This is a genomic window from Streptomyces sp. NPDC005866 (assembly GCF_040629895.1).
Classification (GTDB): Bacteria; Actinomycetota; Actinomycetes; order Streptomycetales; family Streptomycetaceae; genus Streptomyces.
Map to the genome: position 1 here is coordinate 15,378 of NZ_JBEXWP010000007.1, position 21,064 is coordinate 36,441.

Sequence of the window (21,064 nt, forward strand, 5' to 3'; positions counted from 1 at the left end):
ACGGTGCCCGGAAAGGCTCGCGGGCGCGATCACGTCCTTCGTATGGACGCACCGTGACGGGAGTGGAAAGCTCGAATAACCGCGGGCGTCATCGGAGCCGCCGCCGCACGCGGCCCGGCTTGCTCGCCCGCGCCCACACAGACCTCACCGTGCACGGGAGGCAAGGCCATGGGCGACAAGGTCAAGGAACACCCCGGAGCCGCCGGCAGGGCTACAGCGGCCGACCACCCCGCGTCCGTACGGAATGTGGTGCTGGTCGGCCACTCCGGATCGGGCAAGACCACATTGGTGGAGGCTCTCGCGCTGACCGCGGGAGCGGTGAACCGGGCGGGCCGGGTGGAGGACGGCGGCACGGTCTCGGACTACGACGACATCGAGCACCGGCAGCAGCGCTCCGTCCAGCTGTCGCTGGTACCGGTCGACTGGGACGGAATCAAGATCAATATCCTGGACACCCCGGGATACGCCGACTTCGTCGGAGAGCTGAGGGCCGGTCTGCGCGCGGCGGACGCGGCCCTTTTCGTTGTCTCGGCGTCGGACGGGGTGGACGGTTCGACCCGGATGGCGTGGGAGGAGTGCGCGGCCGTGGGAATGCCGCGCGCGATCGTCATCACGCACCTGGAGTCCGCCCGCGCGGACTTCGAGGAGATGACCCGGGTGTGCGCCGAGGCGTTCGGCGCCGACGACCCCGATGCCGTACTCCCCCTGTACCTGCCGCTGCGCGGCCCGCAGGGCCCGGACGGGCACGCGCCCGTGACCGGGCTGGTCGGGCTGCTCACGCAGAAGCTGTTCGACTACTCCGCCGGGGAGCGCAAGGAGTCCGAGCCGGGGCCCGACCAGCTGCCGGACATCGATGAGGCCCGTAACCGGCTGATCGAGGGGATCATCTCGGAGAGCGAGGACGAGACGCTCATGGACCGCTATCTGGGCGGCGAGCAGATCGACCTCAAGACGCTGATCCAGGACCTGGAGCGGGCCGTGGCGCGCGGGGTGTTCTTCCCCGTCCTGGCCGCCGCCCCGGCCGCCGACGGCGCCCGCCAGGGGCTGGGCACGGTGGAGCTGCTGGAACTGGTCACGGGCGGGTTCCCGACCCCCTTCGAGCACCCGACGCCGGGGGTCACCACCATCGACGGCGAGCCGCGCGACATCAAGCCGTGCGACACGGGCGGTCCGCTGGTCGCCGAGGTGGTGAAGACCGCATCCGACCCGTATGTCGGCCGGGTCTCGCTGGTCCGGGTCTTCTCCGGCACCCTGCGCCCCGACGAGACGGTCCATGTCTCCGGTCACGGCCTCGCCGACCGCGGCCACGAGGATCACGACGTCGACGAGCGTATCGGCGCCCTGTCCACGCCGTTCGGCAAGCAGCAGCGCCCGGTCACCCATGTCATCGCCGGTGACCTCGCGTGCGTGGCGAAGCTCGGCCGCGCGGAGACCGGGGACACGCTCTCCGGCAAGGACGACCCGCTGCTCATGGAGCCGTGGGAGATGCCCGACCCGCTGCTTCCGCTCGCCATCCAGGCACACAGCAAGGCGGACGAGGACAAGCTCTCGCAGGGCCTGTCCCGGCTGGTCGCCGAGGACCCGACCATGCGGCTCGAACAGAACCAGAACACCCACCAGGTGGTGCTGTGGTGCCTCGGCGAGGCACACGCGGACGTCGCCCTGGAGCGGCTGCGCAGCCGGTACGGCGTCCAGGTCGACGTCGTACCGCACCGGGTGTCCCTGCGCGAGACGTTCGCGGGCAGGTCCACCGGGCGCGGCCGGCACGTCAAGCAGTCCGGTGGGCACGGCCAGTTCGCGATCTGCGAGATCGAGGTGGACCCGCTGCCCGGCGGCTCCGGCATCGAGTTCGTCGACAAGGTGGTCGGCGGCGCCGTGCCCCGGCAGTTCATCCCGTCCGTCGAGAAGGGCATAAGGGCCCAGGCCGCCAAGGGGGTCGCGGCCGGCTACCCGCTCGTCGACGTGCGCGTCACCCTCCTCGACGGCAAGGCGCACTCGGTGGACTCCTCCGACGCGGCCTTCCAGACGGCGGGCGCTCTGGCGCTGCGGGAGGCCGCGGCGGACGCGAAGATCCACCTGCTGGAGCCGGTGGCCGAGGTGTCCGTGCTGGTCGGCGACGACTACGTGGGCGCGGTGATGAGCGACCTGTCCGGGCGGCGCGGCCGGGTCCTCGGCACCGAGCAGACCTACGGCGGGCGCACGCTGATCAAGGCCGAGGTGCCCGAGTTCGAGATCGGCCGGTACGCGGTCGACCTGCGCTCCCTCTCGCACGGCACGGCCCGTTTCAGCCGCTCGTACGCACGCCACGAGCCGATGCCGCCGCAGATCGCCGAGAAGATTCGCGAACAGGCCAAGGAAGCCTCTTAGTTGGTCTCATAGTCGACAACAAGGGTGTTCGGCGGGCGGCTTCGGCCGTCCGCCGACGGTTTGCCGGTGGCCGGGGATACCCTGAGTACTTGATCAACAGGTGTGCGGAGGACGGAAGTCGGGAAGGCCGCAGAAGCGGGACGGCGGCAAGTGGGGGCGGGAATGAGCTTCGAGGACTTCTTCGGGCCACAGGTGCCCAGGCCGGGCGGCGAGGCGCAGGCCCCGACCTATGCCCTGGCCTCGGCGGCCTATCGGGACAGCCCGATGGACGACATCAAGAAGGCCGACAACGAGTGGCACCAGTCCACGGTCAACCAGGGCCGCAGCTGGGCGAAGATCTTTCGGCCCAACTTCGGTGAGGCGTACTCCCAGGCGGTCATCGACCGCATGCTGGGCGTCGACCGCAAGCCGCTCATCCAGTCCTTCGGCAGCGAACCCCAGGTGGTCGTCGAGCACTGCCTCGCGGCCAACCGCATCCGCCGGGAGCGTGACCGGCGGCTGAGCGCCGTCATGTTCCTGTGCGGTGTGCTGTTCCTGCCCGGTCTGCTGGTCTGGCTGCTCGTCTTCCAGCTGCGGGCCGGCATGCTGAAGGCGGACAACAAGCGGGTCTCCGGGCTCGGCAGCGCCTTGCTGGCCGCCGTCGGTGTCCTCGCGGTGATCTTCCTGATCCGGATGCCGCTCACCGGCTTCTGGGGGTGGTACGCGCGCGGCTGCGTCGTGCTCCCCGTCGTCGGCTGGTACCTGGCCAAGCGGCTCTGCGAGAGGACCGCGCAGGACCTGCGCGAGGCCTGGGGCGCTCTGCTCTCCGGTGGCAGCGTCGGCGCGAAGGTCCCCGAGGCGGTGCCGACCAGCCCCGACCAGGCCGCGGCCGAGCAGCTGCGCCAGTCGCTGGCCCGGCTCAGCGCCGAGCAGCAGTCCAACTCGGTCTTCTACGCCGGCCCCAAGGGCATACTCGGCATGGGCACCCGCTGGGGCTCCTGGCACCTCGCGGAGGAGCTGGTCCCCGTCGATCCGGTCAAGGGCGTCCACGCGTTCCGGGCCTGGACGGTCATCCGGGAGATCGAGAAGGAGCTGAGTGTGCTGCACCGGCAGCACCTGAAGACCGGCGGCTTCCCGGAGCCACAGGTCAGGCACTGGATCGTCACCCATGTCGCAGAGGGCGCCAAGGCGGTGTCCAGGCCCGAGGGGACCGACTACCAGGTGGGGCCCAAGGCCGTCGAGGACATCTGCAACAACAAGCAGTTCGACAAGGGCGAACGGCACTATCTGGGCGTGCAGTGGCCGTACCTGTGGAACGGCGACCTGATCATCACGATGTTGGTCACGGTGACCGTGCTGAAGGAGACCCTCCGCATCGAGGTCACCGGACATGCCCTGGGCCCGGTCAACGGCCTGTTCAGCGGCAAGCCCGAGGCCCCCACCAAGACGGTCGCCAAGACCGTGCGGTTCTGGGAGACCCGGAAGGTCAAGCTGCCGCTGGTCACCGCCGACGAGGTGGTCCGTCTCGCCGCCCGTGCCACGGTCAGCTGGTACCCGCCGCTGCTGAAGTGGCTCGGTGGTTCCATAGGCCTGCCCGAGCCGTTCGGTCTGCGGCACGCCTGGGCCGACCAGCCCTGGGATCACCGCTTCATGGCCGACGACGCGCTGCGCGCGGCCACGCCGATACTCCGTGCGGTGCACCGGGCCGCGCTCAGCGTGCTCAAGGAACACGACGTCGACATCGACAAGTTCAGCTCGCGGGCGGGAGCGCTCAGCGGGTCGGTCCAGGAGGCGTCACCGAAGAAGGCGGACAGGTACGACGCGTAACCCCTCCTCTTTCAGGGGGGCGGAGCCGTCAGGCCTGCGCCGCCGGCCAGGCCTCCGCCAGCATCTTCCGCGTGTCCGCCAGCAGTTGCGGCAGCACCCGTGTGTGGCCCACCACCGGCATGAAGTTCGTGTCGCCGCCCCAGCGCGGCACGACGTGCTGGTGCAGGTGTGCCGCGATACCCGCGCCCGCCACCGAGCCCTGGTTCATGCCGATGTTGAAGCCGTGCGCGCCCGAGGCCGTACGCAGCGCGGTCATCGCCTGCTTGGTCAGCTCGGCCAGTTCGGCCGTCTCCGGGGCGGTCAGGTCCGTGTAGTCGGCGACATGGCGGTACGGGACCGTCATCAGATGGCCGCCGTTGTACGGGTAGAGGTTGAGCACCGCGTAGACGTACTCGCCGCGCCGGACGATCAGCCCGTCCTCGTCGGACTTGGCCGGGATCGAGCAGAAGGGACAGCCGTCGTCGGCCCCCGGGCCGGTGGGCTTGTTCTCGCCCTGGATGTAGGCCATCCGATGGGGTGTCCACAGGCGCTGGAACGCGTCCTGCGTCCCCACTCCGATCTGCTGCTCCGGCTCACTCGTCATGCTAGGCAGCATATTGCTTCGCCCGTTCGCGGCGTGTCGCCGGGGCCAGGGCGAACCGCTCGGCGGCGAAGCCGGGCGGATGGACGACGACAGCCGCCCGGACCGCTGGGAGCGATGGGCGGACCTCCCGCTCGGCACCGCGTCTCTGGTCTTTCTGGGCTCGTACGCGGTACGGGTGCCGGCACCCGGCCTGCCCGGGGCCGTACACGTCCTGTTCCTGTCGCTGACCTACGGGGCGTGGGCGCTGTTCGCCGTCGACTACGCGGTGCGCCGGCGGATCAGCGGAGAGGGCGCGGGCTTTGTACGACGGCACTGGCGGGACACGGTCGTCCTGCTGCTGCGGCCGGTGCGGATCGTGCGGACCTACGAGGCGATGCAGCGCCGGCGCGGGCAGCCCCGGCTCGCACTGCACGCGCGCGTGGCGTCCATACGCGGGTGTGTCGATCGCCCTGCTGGGCTTCGCGGGCTCGCTCGCCGTCTACCAGGCGGAACGCTCTGCTCCCCAGGCCACGATCCGTACCTTCGGCGACTCCCTCTGGTGGACGCGCGAGACCCTCGCGACCGTCGGTCACGGCGACGCCGTTCCGGTGACCACGGAGGGCCGGTTCATCGCCGTGGGGCTGATGGCCTGCGGGCCGGCGCTGCTCGGCGTGGTCACCGGGTCGTTCTCCTCGATGCTGCTGCAGCGGTTCGCGCTGGAGGGCTAGGAAGCGAGGAGGCCCCCGGAGAGAACTGATCTCCAGGGGCCCCTCGAAGCGGCGGGATCAGACCTGGGTCCGCTCCTCGACCACCTTCACGATCTTGGCGATGGCCTCGTCGAACGGGATGCCGTTCTCCTGCGAGCCGTCGCGGTAGCGGAAGGAGACCGAGCCGGCCGCCATGTCCTCGTCGCCCGCGATGACCATGAAGGGCACCTTCTGCTTCTGGGCGTTGCGGATCTTCTTCTGCATCCGGTCGGAGGAGGAGTCCACCTCGACCCGCAGGCCCTGCTTCTTGGCCGCGGCGGCGAACTCCTGCAGATACGGGATGTGCGCGTCCCCGATCGGAATACCGGTCGCCTGCACTGGAGCCAGCCACGCGGGGAAGGCGCCCGCGTAGTGCTCGAGCAGCACGGCGAAGAAGCGCTCGATGGAGCCGAAGAGCGCGCGGTGGATCATGACCGGCTGCTGCTTGGAGCCGTCGGACGCGGTGTACTCCAGGCCGAACCGCTCGGGCTGGTTGAAGTCGACCTGGATGGTCGACATCTGCCAGGACCGCCCGATCGCGTCCTTGGCCTGCACCGAGATCTTCGGCCCGTAGAAGGCAGCGCCGCCCGGGTCCGGTACCAGCGGAAGGTTCTGCTTCTCGGCCGCCTGTCGCAGTGCCTCGGTGGCCTCCTCCCAGACCTCGTCGGAACCGATGAACTTGTCGGACTCCGGGTCGCGGGTGGAAAGCTCCAGTTCGAAGTCGTCCAGACCGTAGTCGCGCAGCAGGTCGAGCACGAAGGTCAGGAGCGAGTCCAGTTCCTGGGGCATCTGCTCCTTGGTGCAGTAGATGTGCGAGTCGTCCTGGGTAAAACCGCGCGCCCGGGTCAGACCGTGCACCACGCCCGACTTCTCGTACCGGTACACCGTGCCGAACTCGAAGAGCCGCAGCGGCAGTTCACGGTAGGAGCGGCCGCGCGCCTTGAAGATCAGGTTGTGCATGGGGCAGTTCATCGCCTTGAGGCGGTAGTTCTGCCCGTCGAACTCCAGGGGAGGGAACATGCCCTCGCCGTAGTGCGGCAGGTGCCCCGAGGTGACGAAGAGCTCTTCCTTCGAGATGTGCGGGGTGTTCACGAACTCGTAGTCCGCGTCTTCGTGCTTCTGCCGCGAGTACGCCTCCATCTCCCGCCGGACGATGCCGCCCTTGGGGTGGAAGACCGCGAGACCCGAGCCCAGTTCCTCCGGAATGGAGAACAGGTCAAGCTCGGCGCCGAGCTTGCGGTGGTCGCGCTTCTCGGCCTCGGCAAGGAAGTCCAGGTGCGCCTTGAGCTCTTCCTTGTTCGGCCAGGCGGTGCCGTAGATGCGCTGCAGCATGGGGTTCTTCTCGCTGCCGCGCCAGTACGCGCCACCCGAGCGCATAAGCTTGAACGCCGGGATGTTGCGGGTGGTGGGCAGGTGCGGGCCTCGGCACAGGTCCTTCCAGCACAGCTCGCCGGTCTTGGCGTCGAGGTTGTCGTAGATGGTCAGCTCGCCGGAGCCGACCTCGGCGTCCGCGCCGTCGGCGGCCTGGGCGGCGTTGCCCTTGAGGCCGATGAGCTCCAGCTTGTACGGCTCGTCCGCCAGCTCGACCCGCGCGTCCTCGTCGGTGGTGACGCGGCGCGAGAAGCGCTGCCCCCGCTTCTGGATCTCCTGCATCTTCTTCTCGATGGCCTTGAGATCCTCGGGCGTGAACGGCTTCTCGACGTCGAAGTCGTAGTAGAAGCCGTCCTTGACCGGCGGGCCGATGCCCAGCTTGGCCTCCGGGAAGATCTCCTGGACGGCCTGGGCCATGACGTGCGCGGTGGAGTGGCGCAGGATGTTGAGACCGTCCTCGGAGGAGATCTCCACCGGCTCCACGGCCTCGCCGTCGGCCGGCGCGTACGCGAGGTCCCTGAGCTCGCCGCCCACGCGGGCGGCGATGATCGAGCGCTCGCCGGCGAAGAGCTCGGCGGCCGTAGTGCCCGTCGTCACCACGCGCTCTTCCCGCTCGGAATCGCGTTGGATGATCACACGGACGTCTGACACCGGTCTCTCCTGACTGAAGGTGGATGCGGCGCCATACCAGGAGCGCGCGCAATACCGGATCGTACCGACCCGGCCCCACCGACCGCTAAACGGTTACCCACCGTCTGCGGTCAGTCGCAGTCGTCCCCGCTGCACGCCTCCTCGAAGAAGTCGAGGTTCTCCTGGAGCGACTTGATCAGCCGGTCCCGCTCGGCCTCGTCCACCTGCACCGGTGCGACCCCGGAGGCGCCGGACAGCCGCCGGAACCCGCCCCTGCTCTCCAGGCGCCCGTGCACCCGCACCGGGAGTCCGACGAGGTGGGCCTGCCCGGCGATCCGGTAGTCCTCCTCGTCCAGGGTGACCCGGACGAACGGCACCTCGGCGCCGGCGATCACCCGCAGCCGTACCGCGCCCTCGCCGCGCTGTTCCGAGCGGCGCATCCGGACCACGGTGCCGGTGACCCGGACCGGTACGGAGGGTTCGTCGCGCAGGAGGCGGGCGCCGGCCTCGCGCAGCACGGGCAGGTCGCCGGGTGAGAACTCGACGGGCTCGACGGTCGCCGCGCAGTCGTCGGGGACCCCGGCGCCCGGTGCCCACTCGACGGAGATCCGGGCGCCCTCGGTGCCGCGCACGAGCGTGACCAGGGCGTCGGTCAGTTCGCGGCTCACGCCCGCCTCGACGGCTCCGTCGAAGGCGTCCATACCGCCGGTGGCCCGCTGGTAGTCGATGGCCTCGCGGGCGGCGTACAGGGCCTGGTGGAGGCGTACGGCGAGGGGCCGCCCGGTGCCGACGGGCACGAAGGCGGTCAGGCCGCGGCCGCCCTCCGCCGAGCCGACGAGGACGGACTCCAGCATGGCGGCGGCCGCGCGCTTGTGCCGGGCGCCGTAGTAACCGGCACGCGCGCGTGTGGCGAGCGCGCCGGCCAGGAGGGTCTGCCGGACCGCGGTGCGCAGCTGCTCCTCGACCGTCCAGGGCGCGGCCTCCGCGGGCCCGCTCGGGACATCCCGCCACCAGCGGATCTCGTCACTCGGCACCGCGAGCCCGACCAGCACCTCACGCGCGGCGGGCGTACCGCTGCGCACGAGAGCCGTGAGCGCCTCCCCGAGCAGATCGTCACTGTCCGGGAAGGCGCGGCTCTCTGGTACGAGCAGGCTGGTGCCGGTGCTGCCCGGCCCGGGTGGGGTCCAGCGGCCGTAACGCCCCGGGGCTCCGCCGCGCCGTTGCCAGCCGTGCCGGCGCAGCAGGGCGCCGAGTACGGCGGGGTCGACCTCGGTGGGCTCGGGGGGATGGTTCCAGTGGGGGTCCACGGGATGCGGCCGGACCTCTCGCAGCTGCTCCTCGTACGGACGGTGCCTCATGGTCGTCCTCCCGTCCCGACCCGCGTCATGATCTCGCAGAGCGCCCGGTCGTCGAAGATGCGCGAGGTCGGAATTCGCACGGTGGTCCGGTTCCGGCCGGTGATCGGGTGCCCTGCCAGGTTGACCCAGTAGCAGCAGTGGCGCAGATCGAGCCGGTCGTGGCTGGCGCGCAGCCAGTCGTCCTGGGAGCGCGGAACCAGCATCACCACAAGGATCTTGTGGACCGACACCGGTGTGCGGGCGAGCTTGCGCAGGTGGTCGTTGTCCAGCGTGAAGGAGAAGAAACGCCCCGGCGGGTTCGGTGCGATCTGGTACGTGCACTTGAGCTGCACCTTTATGGTCACCTCGTCGTCGACGGTGTGCCCGGGCGAGCCATGGCTGACGTGCCAGTCGATGCCGTTGTCCGGGAATGGCTGCGACAGCGAGCAGCCGGCCGCCGCCGCGACGGCGTGCAGATATCCCACCTGCAGTGTCTCCATGCAGGCGGTGGTGGCGAGTGTGCCGCGATGGGGGCCCGTGCGTTCAGGCAGCAGCCCGCCCCGCTCGGGCTGCGCTATCGCCATGACCAACAGCCTTCCCAGCCAAGGAGTTTCCCCGTGGCGGGTCGCTGAACTGCAAAGACCCGCACTCCTGTTGTGTCCTTCCGGCGTACGCCGCAAACGGCCCGGGTATCACCAAACGGGCAGAAGACGGAACGTCAGCTGCCGTGGGTGAACGAGGAGTTGTATTGGCATGACGTGCTGGTACGAGGGGCCCTTGGCGGCCTTCGACACGGAGACCACGGGCGTGGACGTGGAGACCGACCGCATCGTGTCCGCCGCGGTCGTCGTCCAGGACGCCCCGGGCACCCGGCCCCGGGTGACCCGCTGGCTGGTGAACCCGGGTGTGCCGGTGCCGGAAGCGGCGACGGCGGTGCACGGGCTGACGGACGAACATCTGCAGCGCAACGGCCGCTGGCCGGCGCCGGTGATGTATGAGATAGCCGAGGAACTGGCCGAGCACGCGGCGATGCACCGCCCACTGGTGGTGATGAACGCGCCGTTCGATCTGACGCTCCTGGACCGCGAGTTGCGGCGGCACCGGGCGTCCTCACTGGACCGCTGGTTCGAGGCGAGCCCCCTGCTCGTCCTCGATCCCCGGGTCCTGGACAAGCATCTGGACCGCTACCGCAAGGGCCGCCGCACCCTGACCGATCTCTGCGGACACTACGAGGTCACCCTGGAGGGCGCGCACGACGCGGCCGCCGACGCACTGGCCTCACTGGATCTCGTACGAGCGCTGGGCCGCCGTTTCGCGGCCCGGCTGGAGCGCCTGAGCCCCGCCGAGCTGCACACGTTGCAGACGACGTGGCACGCGGCGCAGGCGCGCGGGCTTCAGGCCTGGTTCGCGCGCAGTGGCACACCGGAGACGGTGAACACGTACTGGCCGCTACGGCCGGAACTGCCACAAGCGGCGTGAGTGGTGGGGCGCCGACACCCCGGCGCCCCGTCACCTCACCAGGAACCGCCGAACGGGAGCGCCGGGCCGGAGCCGACACGGAAGCGCCGACGCCCTCTTCCCAGGACGCACAGGAGTTCCGCGCACACGAGAAAGGCCGGTCTGCTGGTGCAGACCGGCCTCTCCGGTGGTGGGCGATACTGGGTTCGAACCAGTGACCTCTTCGGTGTGAACGAAGCGCTCTCCCACTGAGCTAATCGCCCGGGAACGCAGTGAACGATACAGGGACCGGCGGGTTTCGTTCAAACCGCTTGCAGGTGCCTGAGCAGTCCCCGCCGTCCCGCCCGCATCATCATCCGGTGGTTGGCGCGGAAGAACGGCCGCCCGGGGACGGCCAGTCGGCGCAGCAGCGGCTTGTTGACCTCGACGACCTGGTCGTAGCGGGCGAGGGTGCCGGTGCCCTCGGCGGTGACCGTCCAGCGGGCCCAGCCCGCGATGTCGCCGGTCATCACGATCTCCAGCAGCCCGGCCCCGGGGTCGCGCCGCGCCTCGCGTGCGGTGAACGTCATGTCGTACGGCAGGGCTGAGCGGATGGTGATGACGCCGGTGGTGTCGTTCAGCCGGCTGACCGTACGCACCTGCGGCCACCAGCGCGGGTAATCCTCGACCCGCTCCAGCGCCTGGTAGACGGCGGCGCACTCGGCGGGCAGCGACCAGAGGCTGAGGAAGCGGTAGTGGGTCCAGTCCATGGGCGGAGTCTGCCCGCCGGGTTGACCTGAGTACGCGTACTCATGGCGTACGGAGTGACCTGGACCACACTCATGGGTGCGAGCGCCGCCGCCCGTGCGACGGCGCTCCCCCACGCTCTTATGAGGGCATCTTGTCGCCCAGCAGGGCCAGGTTCTCGATGGCCGCGAGTCCGTACAGCGCGGTGTCGTTGGAGGACACCCAGCTCGCCTCACTACCCGCCACCAGCGTGACCGGGCCCGAGAGCGGCTCGGTCTTCCACGGTGAGGACTCCAGGTAGCCGTCGGAGCCGTAGAACTTCGTCCACGCGCGCTTGGCCAGCGACTCGTCGCCTGTCTGTACGGCGGCGTAGGCGTCGAGTCGCGAATGGCCCTGGAAGAGCAGCAGGGTGCCGAAGTCGGAGCCGTAGCGTGCGGCCTGTTCGACCTTGGTGGCGTTGAAGTAGCGGCAGTAGTCGAAGTACGCCTCGTTGAACTTCGGCATGTCGGTCAGATGGATGAGTTCGGCGCAGAGTTCGTTGAGGCCGAAGACCGCCGAGAGGTGGGACACGGAGACGACCGGGGTGCCGGCGGTCGCGAACCTGCCGGTGTCGAGGTCGTACAGGCCGCTGCCCTGCACGAAGCCGTTGGGCTGCGCGGCGATGCCCTCCATGGTCGACAGGACGCGTGCCTTGGCCTTCTCCCACTTGGGGCCCTTGCGCTCCCACTCGGTCAGCCAGGCCGACACCGGTGACCTTCCGGGCAGGGGCGGCCGGGTCGCCCGCCGCCAGCGTGAGCTTGCCCTTCCCCGACGCGGTTGTAGCCGTCGGCCCACCACTCCGTCAGATCGGCCTGGTCGAAGCCGAGTCCGTCCTCGGTGTAGAACGCCTTGCCGTTCTGACGGAGGTAGAGGTCGTAGAGGTACATGATGGCGAAGTAGCCGGTGTCCCCCGCGACCTTCGTCCTGTCATGGGTGGTCTTCAGGGCCTTGAATTAGTCGTCCCAGGTCCAGCCCGTGTGCGGTTCGACGCCGGCCTTCTCGAAGGCCTTCTTGTCGATCACGAGCGCCATGGTGTTGGAACCGACCGGGATTCCGAGCTGTTTGCCGTCGACCTCGCCGACCTTCGTCACGTCGGCCCGGAAGTGATCCAGGCTCAGATTGCCTGCCTGAACCTGTGACTTGAGGTCCAGGAGAATTCCTCGCTTGTCGTACTTCCGAAGAAAGGTGACGGCATTTTGGAATACGTCCGGGGGATTTCCGCCGGCGGCCTGGGTCTGGAACTTCTCCCAGAACGATTGATACGTCTGGAAGTCCGTCTTGACCTTGATCCTCGGGTACTTCTTCTCGAAGAGCTTGATGGTCTGGTTGATCTTCGTGGCGCGTTCCTCGGCACCCCACCACGAGTAACGGATCGTCACCGTCCCGTCCCCGTAACCGCTTCCGCCTCCGCACCCGGTCGTCGCGGCGAGCCCGAGCGCGGCCGCCGAGGCCCCGGCCGCCTTCAGGACGGTCCGCCTCTCCACATTCCTGCTCGTTCCCACAGTCGGGCCCCTCCCCGCAGCGTCGCCGACGCCTGCATGAATCGTTTCAAGTAAGCGCTTGCTGGCACAAGTTACGGAGGGGCCGGTAGGGCGTCAATGATTCGGACAGGAATTTCTTGTGGCCGGGGCGACGGAGCGGCCGGACGGGGTGCGGGCACGGGGGCTGCCGAGTGGGTGACGCCGCAGGTGAGGGGCGTGCGGTCGGGTGACCGAACGTGAAGTGCCGTGCGGAAGACAGGGGTTCGGGTTGGCTTCGACAAACGGTCCATGGCCACTGCGCGGCCGGAACGAAGATCCGAGGTAGAGGCCGACGAGGGGCTCGGGGCAAGCCCCAGAAATCCCCTCCCACGGGGCCCGCCTCCGGCCGTTCACCCTTGAAGCTGTGGCACGGTCATGGTCGGGCGGTTTCAGCGACTCCCAGCCGAAGGGCAGGGTGAATACCGAGCCGGACGGCAGGGGAAATACCTCCGACCATTCTGATCAGGAGTACGCCCGCCCTGCGGCCTCGCCCTGAAGATCACGGTCCGCCTGCGGCGGTACTCGCCCTCCGCAATCAGCCGACCGAGCGGTCCGGAGCGACAGGCCATGTACCGACCGTGTTCGTCCGCGCACCGCGGACGGGCAGGACTCCCGTCGCATCGCGCGGAGCGACATGGAGTCGACCGTAGGCGCCACACGCCGCACAAGGCAGGTGCCGCTGCCGCCGGAGCCCCAGCCCTCCAGGCCCTGGAACAACTGCGGCCCACCTGCTCTCTCGCAGGTGGGCCGCAGTTCCGGGTGGGCGATACTGGGTTCGAACCAGTGACCTCTTCGGTGTGAACGAAGCGCTCTCCCACTGAGCTAATCGCCCCGGCGCAGGAAGAACATTACCCCATGTCAGGGGGTGCCCCAGACCGGTCGCCGGGGCTCGCGGCCGTCGGCCGGGTCACTCCTCGATCTTCCAGGGCATCACGACGCCGAACTTCGAGAGGTAGATCCCGGCCAGGCCGGCCACGATCACCAGGCCGATCGTCGTCAACGTAATGTTGCGGCGGCGCACCTTGGGGTCGAGGGCCTTCTGGGCCGCCTCGGTGACCTTGCGTTTCGTCCAGCGGAGCACCAGCTGGGCCCAGACGAACTCGGACGCCCAGATCGCCATACCACCGAAGATGATCACCCAGCCCGGTCCCGGCAACGGCAGCAGGACGATGCCCACGACCACCACCGCCAGGCCGGCCGCGAAGACCCCGACCTGCCAGCTCAGATGCAGCATCCGGCGCGCCTTGATGAACTCGGGCGCCCGCGATCCGAGCCCCCGCTCGTGGTGTGCCCTGTCCGCCTTCGTCCCGTCCACCTCGCTCCCGTCCGAGGCCACGGCGACCTCGCCCGGTGCGTTACTCCCCGTATTCATACGACCAAACCCTACCTGAGCGATTCCGGTCACCGGAATGGTCGTAGCTCTCGTACGGTTTCTCGGCCGGAAGAGTTACGTAAAGACACGCAAAACACTCAGAGGGGTTTACAACGGCACCGTAGGTGGCATGTCGATTTCGCCGACGTGCGAATCCCCGAGCGCACACTGAGCGAAAGGCCCTGGCGCTTATGAACACCACGGTCAGCTGCGAGCTGCACCTGCGCCTCGTTGTGTCGAGCGAGTCCTCCCTGCCTGTCCCCGCAGGCCTGCGGTACGACACGGCCGACCCCTACGCCGTGCACGCCACCTTCCACACCGGAGCCGAGGAGACCGTCGAGTGGGTGTTCGCCCGCGACCTCCTCGCCGAGGGGCTGCACCGCCCCACCGGCACCGGCGACGTCCGCGTCTGGCCGTCCCGCAGTCACGGTCAAGGCGTCGTGTGCATCGCGCTGAGCTCCCCTGAGGGGGAAGCTCTGCTCGAAGCCCCGGCGCGAGCCCTGGAGTCCTTCCTGAAGCGAACTGACGCCGCCGTGCCGCCCGGCACGGAACACCGGCACTTCGATCTCGATCAGGAGCTCTCGCACATCCTGGCGGAGAGCTAGGGCAAACGCCCCCGCAAGCCGCCCGGCGCCGTCCACTCGGGGAGACGGCTCGGGCCAAGACAACCGCATACGGCAGCACCGGCGCCGCCACCGTGATCGGTCACGGGGCGGCGCCGGTGTGTCCGTGTGCCCTGGGAACCTCCGCCGGGCGGTGAGCGTTCTACAACAGCGACGAGTGGGCCAGAGCACGGTGCGGTGGAGCCGTATGTCGCTACGATCGGCCACCATCGGCGGGCGCCCGCCCGACCCACAGGCCAGGGAGCGAAACGTGCTGATCACCCACGACACCAGGTGTTCCCTCGACGCCGTGGTGGATCTGGTGAACACCGCCCCGGAGGACGACACGGCGCCGGAGGGACTGCCCGATGTCGCGGCGCTCCAGGTTTTCGTACGAAACCACGACATCAGCGATGTGGGCGTGCTCTCGGAGTTCGACCTGTCGGCGGTGCGCAAGATCCGCGCACGGTTCGCGGGGATCTTCGCCGCCCCGGACGGCCGGGCCGCCGCCGGGGTGATCAACGAACTGGTCGCCGCCGCGGGCACCACCCCCCGGCTCACGGACCACGACGGCTACGACTGGCATGTGCACTACTTCGCGCCCGGCGCCTCGGTGGCCGACCACCTCGCCGCCGACTGCGGGATGGCGCTCGCGTTCTTCGTCGTCGCCGGGGAGCAGGACCGGCTGCGGCGCTGCGAGGCCCCGGACTGCCGGCGCGCCTTCGTCGACCTCTCCCGCAATCGCTCGCGGCGCTACTGCGACAGCCGGACCTGCGGAAACCGGCTGCATGTCGCCGCCTACCGGGCACGCCGCAAGGAGGCGGCGGGCTGATCCCGGACGGGCGCCCGACAGGCGGACGTCACAGGGCCGGGGACCGGCCGGCGATCGTGCCGCCGTCGGGGTTCGTCGATGCCGACGCCTGTCCCGGCGGGTAGCGCCGGGACGGGCGGGTACGGCTCATAGCCACAGCAGGTCGTGCAGCGCAGCCATGAGGAGCAGACACCCGATCACCGCAAGGAAGATCATCAGCGGTGGCTGGGAGAGGGCGAAGAGGCACCCGCGCGGCTCGTCCTTCGGCGGCGCGGCCTCGCTCTGTTTCGTGTCCAGCATCTCGCGGCGATGATGACCTAGCGGGCAGCCTCCCCGCGATCAACACGCCCGAAATGGGCGGGAGTTCGCCAAATTCCGTGATGTCCGGTTCGATTCCGCTCGCCCAGTGAACGCTTCCGCGCGCGCCGTAGACGCACTGTGTCGTTTCAATGCCTTATGTGACTGTCATATGCATCCGCCCCCGGCCATACGCATCCGCGCGCGACCGCCCTGAACAGCGCCGACCTGAGCGACGGGCGCCCCGCTCCCCCACCGGGCCCGCCCCGGTGGGGGGTCATATTCCGTGCTTCCTGAGGATGGCCTCGATGTCGCTGAAGTCGTCGCCCGAGTCGGTGCCGCGGGGCGGCGCCGCGGGCCGGGCGGCCGGGCGGGTGGCGGGACCGAGCGACGGTGCCGATGCGGCGGGGGCGACCGCGTCACGCTTCGCGTCCCGGGCGGCCGCCTTGCGCTCGGCACGGGTGCCACCGCGCCGGCGCTCCACGGCACGTGTGGTGGCGAACAGGGCCCAGGCCGCGCCGAGCACGCCGAAGCCCGCCCATGCGGTGGGGCTGAACGCCGTGTCGGCGATCCAGCCGACCACTCCCGTCATGACCAGGCCGACGGGCACGAGTGAGTAGGCGGCGATACGGGCCGCCGACAGATACCGCTTGCGGTAGGCGGTGACCACGGCGATGCCCAGGCCGGCCGCGGTCACGGCGGAGCAGACTGTCTCGGCGATCATCCGGTCCTCCTGGCGGGCTCGGTCGGGCGGGGCGGGGCGATGGACGCGCGCTGCGTTGCGCCCCTTCCATCGTGCACCGCCCGGCCCGCGCGATCCATGCCCAGGCCCGACAATCAGGGGCATCTCGGGGTCCCCTCCGGGTCGTCTCCACCCCAGGCACGCGCTGTGATCACACCCGGCCACGGCCGCCGGGCGCCGGCCGCCGCCGTCCGTCTCGATTGGGTCGACGGAGCCCGGCCTGGAAGACTGGTCACCATGAACGACTCCCCCGCGCCCACCGACGCCCCGGTCCTCGACGTCTGGTGTGAACTCCAGTGTCCCGACTGCCGCAGCGCCCTGGACGACCTCCGCGCCCTGCGTGCCCGGTACGGCGACCGGCTGGAGCTGCGGCTGCGGCACTTCCCCCTGGAGAAGCACAAGCACGCCTTCGCCGCCGCGCAAGCCGCCGAGGAGGCTCTCGAGCAGGGGAAGGGCTGGGAGTACGTCGAGGCGGTCCTCGGTCGCGTCGAGGAGCTGGACCGCAAGGGGGAGCCGTTCCTGGTCGAGGTGGCCGGTGAACTGGGCCTGGACGTCGAGGAGTTCGACACCGCGCTGGTCGACGGCCGGCACATCCTGATCGTCGACGCCGACCAGGCCGAGGGGCAGGCCATCGGCGTGACCGGCACCCCGACCTACGTCATCGGCGGTGAGCGCCTCGACGGCGGCAAGAGCCAGCAGGGCCTGCGCGAGCGGGTGGCGGGGATCGCGGACCGGTTGCTGGCCGGCCAGGGGTGACCAGGTCCCGGATCAGGTCTTCAGGGGGGAGATCAGGTCTGTAGGTCTCAGATCAGATCCTTGTAGAGGGAGTACGACGTGGTGACGTACCCCAGCGACGCGTAGAGCCGCTCGGCCGGGGTGTTACCGGCGAAGACGTTGAGGCCCAGGGACTGCTTCCCGGCGGCGATCGACTGGGCCTCGGCCAGCAGCATGAGGGTGCGGCCGTGCCCCCGGCCCCGTCGGCCCTCGTCGACCAGGACGTCGTAGACAAAGGCCGGCTCGCGGGCGAGTACGAGCCAGAGGGTGCCGACCCTGGCTCCCTCGTGCTCCAGGACGCTGATCCGCATGCCCCGGGTCGCCAGGCCCTGCGGCAGCCCGTCGGCGTAGTCGCGCTCGGACTTGGCCAGGGCGTCCGCCGCCGGGACGCCCCGGTCGATCCAGTCCTGCGCGTAGTCCACCGTGCCCGCCGCCCGCCACGGGCCGAACTCGGCGTCCGTCATGGGCCTCGCCCGGCTGCCCGCCGGCAGCTCGGGCGGGCTCGTGCCGAGCGGCTTCACCATACGGCGGTTGCGGTGCACATACCCGAGCGTCGTGGCCAGCCGCAGCGCCCCTTCCGCGTCGGCGGGCACGTCGATGCCGAGTCGCTCGCAGCCCCAGCCGCGGGCCACCTCCTCGGCCGCGAGGGCGGCCACCGTGCCCCGGCCGCGCCCCCGGTCCGGTTCCTCTATGTGCAGATCGTGGATCACGGCGACGGAAGGCCCGAAGGAGGGGTGGGTGGAGAGGCGTACCGAGCCAACGGGCCGGCTGTTCACGCACACCCGGTAGTGGCGGGACAGCGCCCCGTCGGCGCCGCGCTGGAGCGGCTCGGTCGGCCGCAGGGTCGTGGTCATCACAGGTGTTCTACCCGCCGCGGACGACCACGTCAGCCCGTTTTAGAGGGCTCTTACGGGTCGAGGTCCGCCCCCGACCGCTCGTCGAAGATCCGCATCGCCTTGGCGGTCACCGGGCCGGGGGCGCCGGGGAGTTCGCGGTCGTCGACCCGGTGCACGGCCTGGACGTCGCGCAGCGTGGAGGTGAGGAAGATCTCGTCGGCCCGCCCCAGGACGTCCAGGGGCAGGTCGGTCTCCTTGGCGCCGGTCCACTCCACGGTCAGGGCGCGGGTGATGCCGGCCAGGCAGCCGGAGGGGACCGGCGGAGTGTGGATCTCGCCGTCGAGGACGACGAAGACATTGGAGCCGGTGCCCTCACAGAGCTGTCCGACGGTGTTGGCGAACAGGGCCTCGGAGGCGCCGTGTTGGTGGGCGCGGGCCAGGGCCACGACGTTCTCGGCGTACGAGGTGGTCTTCAGGCCGGTGAGCGCGCCGCGCTCGTTACGGGTCCAGGGGACCGTGATGACGGCGGTGGAGTCGGCGCGCCGGCCGGCCTCCCCGAGGGCGACCACGAGGGTGGGTCCGCGGTCACCGCGGTCCGAGCCGAGCGGGCCGTGGCCGCCGGTGTAGGTGATGCGCAGCCGGCCCAGCGGCATCGGGTTGGCCGCCAGCACCGCCTCGCACGCCCGGCGCACCTCGTCGTGGTCGGGGTCGGGCAGGCCGAGGCCCCGGGCCGAGCGGGTCAGCCGGTCGAGATGGCGGGTGAGCGCGAACGGCTTGCCGTCGGTCGCCTTCACCGTCTCGAAGATGCCGTCCCCCACGGTCAGCCCGTGGTCGAACACGGAGACACGCGCGGACTCGATGTCCTGCAGTTCGCCGTCCAGCCAGATCGTCACCCGAGACCTCCTTCGTTCACTTCGTACGTACCCGACGCTACCGCGAGCAGCCGGGCGGCCTTCAGCTCGGTCTCCCGCCATTCACCCTCGGGGTCGGAACCCCAGGTGATTCCGGCGCCGGTACCGAACCGCAGCACGCCCTCGGCCCGGTCGATCCAGAAGGTACGGATGCCCACGGCCAGCTCGCCGACGCCCCGGTCCGCGTCCACCCAGCCGATGCCGCCGCAGTACGGGCCGCGCGGGGCGGTCTCCAGGTCCTCGATGATCCGCAGCGCGCTCGACTTGGGCGCGCCGGTGACCGACCCGGGCGGGAAGGCCGCGGCGAGCAGCTCGGCCCAGCCGGCCCCCAGGCGCAGTTCGCCCCGGACCGTGGAGACGAGATGCACGAGCCCGGGATGCTTCTCGACGGCGCACAGGTCGGGCACGGTCACCGTGCCGGTGGCGCAGACCCGCCCGATGTCGTTGCGGACCAGGTCCACGATCATCACGTTCTCGGCGTAGTCCTTCTCCAGGAGGTCCGCCTCGGTGCGACCGGTGCCCTTGATGGGCCCGCTCTCCACGATCCGTCCCGCCCGGCGCAGGAACAGCTCGGGCGAGGCGGTGGCTGTCTCCACGCCGTGCTCCGGCAGCCGAATCGTTCCGGCGTAGGGCGCCGGGTTGCCTCGGGCCAGCAGCGCGGTCAGGGCGTCCACGTCGGCCTCCGGCGCGGCCGGCGCGGACAGCACGCGGCAGAGGTTGGCCTGATACACCTCGCCGGCCGCTATGTGCGTACGGATCCGCTCCACGGCCGCCGTGTACGCGGCGCGATCGAGGGACGACCTCCAGTCACCGACGGCAGGGCCCCGCCACTGACCGGGCACCGGCGCGGGCACCGGTTCCTCCCGTACGTCGCCGAAGCGGGCGCAGGTCAGCCGGCCCTCGAAGTCCGCGCAGACGGCCCAGAACCCGGTGGAGTCGAGGGCCGCGGGATCGCTGGTGACATCGAGGAGGCCGGTGGCGAGACGGCCACCGAAGCGGGCGAGAGGAGGACGGTGGAGCACGTCGTCGAGTCTAGGGCGGGTGTCATGGGGGTGACCCGGGCATGTCGTCAAGGGGGCTCTGACCACGTCGTCCGCCGGGTCCGGCGCAGCACGCTGCGTAAACGCGTTTTTGTGCTGGCCCGGGAATCCGCTAGAGTTCAACACGTCGCCGGGCCGCGAGAGCGGACCGAAACGACAGGCGGACGTAGCTCAGTTGGTAGAGCGCAACCTTGCCAAGGTTGAGGTCGCGAGTTCGAGCCTCGTCGTCCGCTCGCAGGAACCAGGGGTCTTCCCGATCCCCTACACTCCTGGTGGAGTGGCCGAGAGGCGAGGCAACGGCCTGCAAAGCCGTCTACACGGGTTCAAATCCCGTCTCCACCTCCACGGACGATTAGCTCAGCGGGAGAGCGCTTCCCTGACACGGAAGAGGTCACTGGTTCAATCCCAGTATCGTCCACTGGATCTTCGTCGCCCATCGAGGGATCGAGGATCTGACCCGCGCGATTAGCTCAGCGGGAGAGCGCTTCCCTGACACGGAAGAGGTCACTGGTTCAATCCCAGTATCGCGCACGCAGTGCTCGCGATCTTCGGATCGCGGTGCCGAGGACGATTAGCTCAGCGGGAGAGCGCTTCCCTGACACGGAAGAGGTCACTGGTTCAATCCCAGTATCGTCCACACAGCAAAGCCCCGGCCGTCGAGACGGCCGGGGCTTCTTTCGTGCGCCATGACCTGCGCGTGCGCCCGGCGAAGGTGCCGGGCGCACCCTGCTCAGCTGGAGAAGAGCATGTGGGCCCAGCTCTTCTGGCCGTGGTGACCGCCGTGGTGCCCATGGCCGCCGTGGTGACCGCCGTGCTGCGGGGCGCCCCAGGCCGGTGCGGGCGGCGCCGGGTACGCCTGCGGGGCCGGCGGGACGGGCTTCGCCCACTGGGCCTCCATCTGGGTCAGCGCCTCCAGCTCGCCGTAGTCGAGGAAGATGCCCCGGCAGCCGCTGCACTGCTCGATCTGGACGCCGCTGCGGTTGTAGGTGTGCATCGGCGCATGACACTTCGGACACTGCATGGTCGGCTCAACTCCTCGCCGGTCAAAACTGCTTCGCGTTCTCCCAGGACAGACTCCGTCCGACGCCGGTCGGTTGCACCCTACTTCGGGAAATCG

At 70.0% G+C, this 21,064-nt stretch carries 18 protein-coding genes, 7 tRNA genes and 3 pseudogenes; 12 read left to right on the forward strand and 16 right to left on the reverse strand.

Features of this window, described 5'->3' with window-relative positions; translation table 11 throughout:
- Positions 1–168: 168 nt before the first annotated feature.
- Together ABZ396_RS12470 and ABZ396_RS12475 are read left to right on the forward strand one after the other, a co-directional pair.
- On the forward strand, positions 169–2,367 hold the full coding sequence (locus tag ABZ396_RS12470; RefSeq protein ID WP_358925761.1) for an elongation factor G-like protein EF-G2: 2,199 nt from the start codon (positions 169–171) through the stop codon (positions 2,365–2,367).
- A gap of 162 nt (positions 2,368–2,529) precedes the next feature.
- Positions 2,530–4,173: a hypothetical protein gene (locus ABZ396_RS12475; RefSeq protein ID WP_358925763.1), complete on the forward strand. Its 1,644-nt coding sequence runs from the start codon at positions 2,530–2,532 to the stop codon at positions 4,171–4,173.
- 28 nt (positions 4,174–4,201) lie between these two features.
- Here ABZ396_RS12475 and ABZ396_RS12480 read toward each other — a convergent pair whose 3' ends face one another.
- Positions 4,202–4,768, reverse strand: a complete 567-nt coding sequence (locus ABZ396_RS12480; protein ID WP_358925765.1) for an HIT domain-containing protein — start codon at positions 4,766–4,768, stop codon at positions 4,202–4,204.
- Between the two features lie 67 nt (positions 4,769–4,835).
- Between ABZ396_RS12480 and ABZ396_RS12485 the strand changes: the two are divergent.
- Positions 4,836–5,463: pseudogene (locus tag ABZ396_RS12485) on the forward strand (potassium channel family protein).
- Positions 5,464–5,520: 57 nt separating this feature from the next.
- On the opposite strand, the gene thrS reads toward ABZ396_RS12485, so the two are convergent.
- The 3 genes from thrS to ABZ396_RS12500 form a co-directional block, all read right to left on the reverse strand.
- The gene (thrS, locus tag ABZ396_RS12490; protein ID WP_358925767.1) at positions 5,521–7,503 is read right to left on the reverse strand and encodes a threonine--tRNA ligase; all 1,983 of its coding nucleotides are present in this window, start codon (positions 7,501–7,503) and stop codon (positions 5,521–5,523) included.
- A 110-nt stretch (positions 7,504–7,613) separates the two neighbouring features.
- Complete coding sequence (locus ABZ396_RS12495; protein ID WP_358925769.1) at positions 7,614–8,840, reverse strand: hypothetical protein; 1,227 nt, start codon at positions 8,838–8,840, stop codon at positions 7,614–7,616.
- On the reverse strand, positions 8,837–9,403 hold the full coding sequence (locus tag ABZ396_RS12500; RefSeq protein ID WP_089103211.1) for a DUF4365 domain-containing protein: 567 nt from the start codon (positions 9,401–9,403) through the stop codon (positions 8,837–8,839). The genes ABZ396_RS12495 and ABZ396_RS12500 overlap by 4 nt, the downstream gene beginning before the upstream one ends.
- 169 nt (positions 9,404–9,572) lie before the next feature.
- Between ABZ396_RS12500 and ABZ396_RS12505 the strand changes: the two genes are divergently transcribed.
- Positions 9,573–10,298 carry a 3'-5' exonuclease gene (locus tag ABZ396_RS12505; protein ID WP_358925771.1) on the forward strand — a complete coding sequence of 242 codons (726 nt, stop codon included), beginning with the start codon at positions 9,573–9,575 and terminating at the stop codon, positions 10,296–10,298.
- A gap of 167 nt (positions 10,299–10,465) precedes the next feature.
- Here the strand turns inward: ABZ396_RS12505 and ABZ396_RS12510 are convergent.
- The 6 genes and pseudogenes from ABZ396_RS12510 to ABZ396_RS12535 form a co-directional block, all read right to left on the reverse strand.
- A tRNA-Val gene (locus ABZ396_RS12510) sits at positions 10,466–10,540 on the reverse strand.
- A 39-nt stretch (positions 10,541–10,579) separates the two neighbouring features.
- Positions 10,580–11,026, reverse strand: coding sequence for an SRPBCC family protein (locus ABZ396_RS12515; protein ID WP_358925772.1), 447 nt, complete (start codon positions 11,024–11,026; stop codon positions 10,580–10,582).
- A 118-nt stretch (positions 11,027–11,144) separates the two neighbouring features.
- Positions 11,145–11,750, reverse strand: a pseudogene (locus ABZ396_RS12520) (Tat pathway signal sequence domain protein); the annotation flags it as partial.
- A gap of 62 nt (positions 11,751–11,812) precedes the next feature.
- Positions 11,813–12,544 (reverse strand): annotated as a pseudogene (locus ABZ396_RS12525) (extracellular solute-binding protein); the annotation flags it as partial.
- 778 nt (positions 12,545–13,322) lie between these two features.
- Positions 13,323–13,394, reverse strand: a tRNA-Val gene (locus ABZ396_RS12530).
- A 75-nt stretch (positions 13,395–13,469) separates the two neighbouring features.
- Entirely contained in the window at positions 13,470–13,934 is a 465-nt protein-coding gene (locus ABZ396_RS12535) for a TIGR02611 family protein (RefSeq protein ID WP_358925774.1), read from the reverse strand.
- A gap of 191 nt (positions 13,935–14,125) precedes the next feature.
- Here ABZ396_RS12535 and ABZ396_RS12540 point away from each other — a divergent pair, with 191 nt between their 5' ends.
- Together ABZ396_RS12540 and ABZ396_RS12545 are read left to right on the forward strand one after the other, a co-directional pair.
- A complete protein-coding gene (locus tag ABZ396_RS12540; RefSeq protein ID WP_004002642.1) occupies positions 14,126–14,539 on the forward strand; it encodes an SsgA family sporulation/cell division regulator in 414 nt (137 codons plus the stop codon).
- Positions 14,540–14,807: 268 nt separating this feature from the next.
- Positions 14,808–15,368, forward strand: coding sequence for a CGNR zinc finger domain-containing protein (locus tag ABZ396_RS12545; protein ID WP_358925776.1), 561 nt, complete (start codon positions 14,808–14,810; stop codon positions 15,366–15,368).
- Positions 15,369–15,494: 126 nt separating this feature from the next.
- On the opposite strand, the gene ABZ396_RS12550 is transcribed toward ABZ396_RS12545, so the two are convergent.
- A complete protein-coding gene (locus ABZ396_RS12550) occupies positions 15,495–15,647 on the reverse strand; it encodes a hypothetical protein (protein ID WP_167450005.1) in 153 nt (50 codons plus the stop codon).
- A gap of 274 nt (positions 15,648–15,921) precedes the next feature.
- Positions 15,922–16,368, reverse strand: a complete 447-nt coding sequence (locus ABZ396_RS12555; RefSeq protein WP_358925778.1) for a hypothetical protein — start codon at positions 16,366–16,368, stop codon at positions 15,922–15,924.
- Positions 16,369–16,623: 255 nt separating this feature from the next.
- Here ABZ396_RS12555 and ABZ396_RS12560 point away from each other — a divergent pair, with 255 nt between their 5' ends.
- Positions 16,624–17,142 (forward strand): DsbA family protein, encoded by a 519-nt coding sequence (locus tag ABZ396_RS12560; RefSeq protein ID WP_358925780.1) that lies wholly within the window; start codon positions 16,624–16,626, stop codon positions 17,140–17,142.
- A gap of 47 nt (positions 17,143–17,189) precedes the next feature.
- Here ABZ396_RS12560 and ABZ396_RS12565 read toward each other — a convergent pair whose 3' ends face one another.
- The 3 genes from ABZ396_RS12565 to ABZ396_RS12575 are packed head-to-tail and all read right to left on the reverse strand — an operon-like array spanning position 17,190 to position 19,929.
- Positions 17,190–18,014, reverse strand: a complete 825-nt coding sequence (locus ABZ396_RS12565; RefSeq protein ID WP_358925782.1) for a GNAT family N-acetyltransferase — start codon at positions 18,012–18,014, stop codon at positions 17,190–17,192.
- Between the two features lie 53 nt (positions 18,015–18,067).
- The gene (locus ABZ396_RS12570; protein ID WP_358925784.1) at positions 18,068–18,889 is read right to left on the reverse strand and encodes an aminodeoxychorismate lyase; all 822 of its coding nucleotides are present in this window, start codon (positions 18,887–18,889) and stop codon (positions 18,068–18,070) included.
- Positions 18,886–19,929, reverse strand: coding sequence for a chorismate-binding protein (locus ABZ396_RS12575; RefSeq protein ID WP_358925786.1), 1,044 nt, complete (start codon positions 19,927–19,929; stop codon positions 18,886–18,888). Before ABZ396_RS12575 ends, ABZ396_RS12570 begins: the two co-directional genes overlap by 4 nt.
- A gap of 178 nt (positions 19,930–20,107) precedes the next feature.
- Here ABZ396_RS12575 and ABZ396_RS12580 point away from each other — a divergent pair.
- From ABZ396_RS12580 to ABZ396_RS12600, 5 genes are all read left to right on the forward strand, one after another.
- A tRNA-Gly gene (locus tag ABZ396_RS12580) sits at positions 20,108–20,180 on the forward strand.
- A 38-nt stretch (positions 20,181–20,218) separates the two neighbouring features.
- Positions 20,219–20,292 (forward strand) — tRNA-Cys (locus ABZ396_RS12585).
- Position 20,293: 1 nt separating this feature from the next.
- Positions 20,294–20,365: transfer RNA gene (locus tag ABZ396_RS12590), tRNA-Val, on the forward strand.
- Between the two features lie 41 nt (positions 20,366–20,406).
- A tRNA-Val gene (locus ABZ396_RS12595) sits at positions 20,407–20,478 on the forward strand.
- 34 nt (positions 20,479–20,512) lie between these two features.
- A tRNA-Val gene (locus ABZ396_RS12600) sits at positions 20,513–20,584 on the forward strand.
- A gap of 93 nt (positions 20,585–20,677) precedes the next feature.
- Here the strand turns inward: ABZ396_RS12600 and ABZ396_RS12605 are convergent.
- Complete coding sequence (locus ABZ396_RS12605) at positions 20,678–20,968, reverse strand: zf-TFIIB domain-containing protein (protein WP_358925788.1); 291 nt, start codon at positions 20,966–20,968, stop codon at positions 20,678–20,680.
- Positions 20,969–21,064 lie beyond the last annotated feature (96 nt).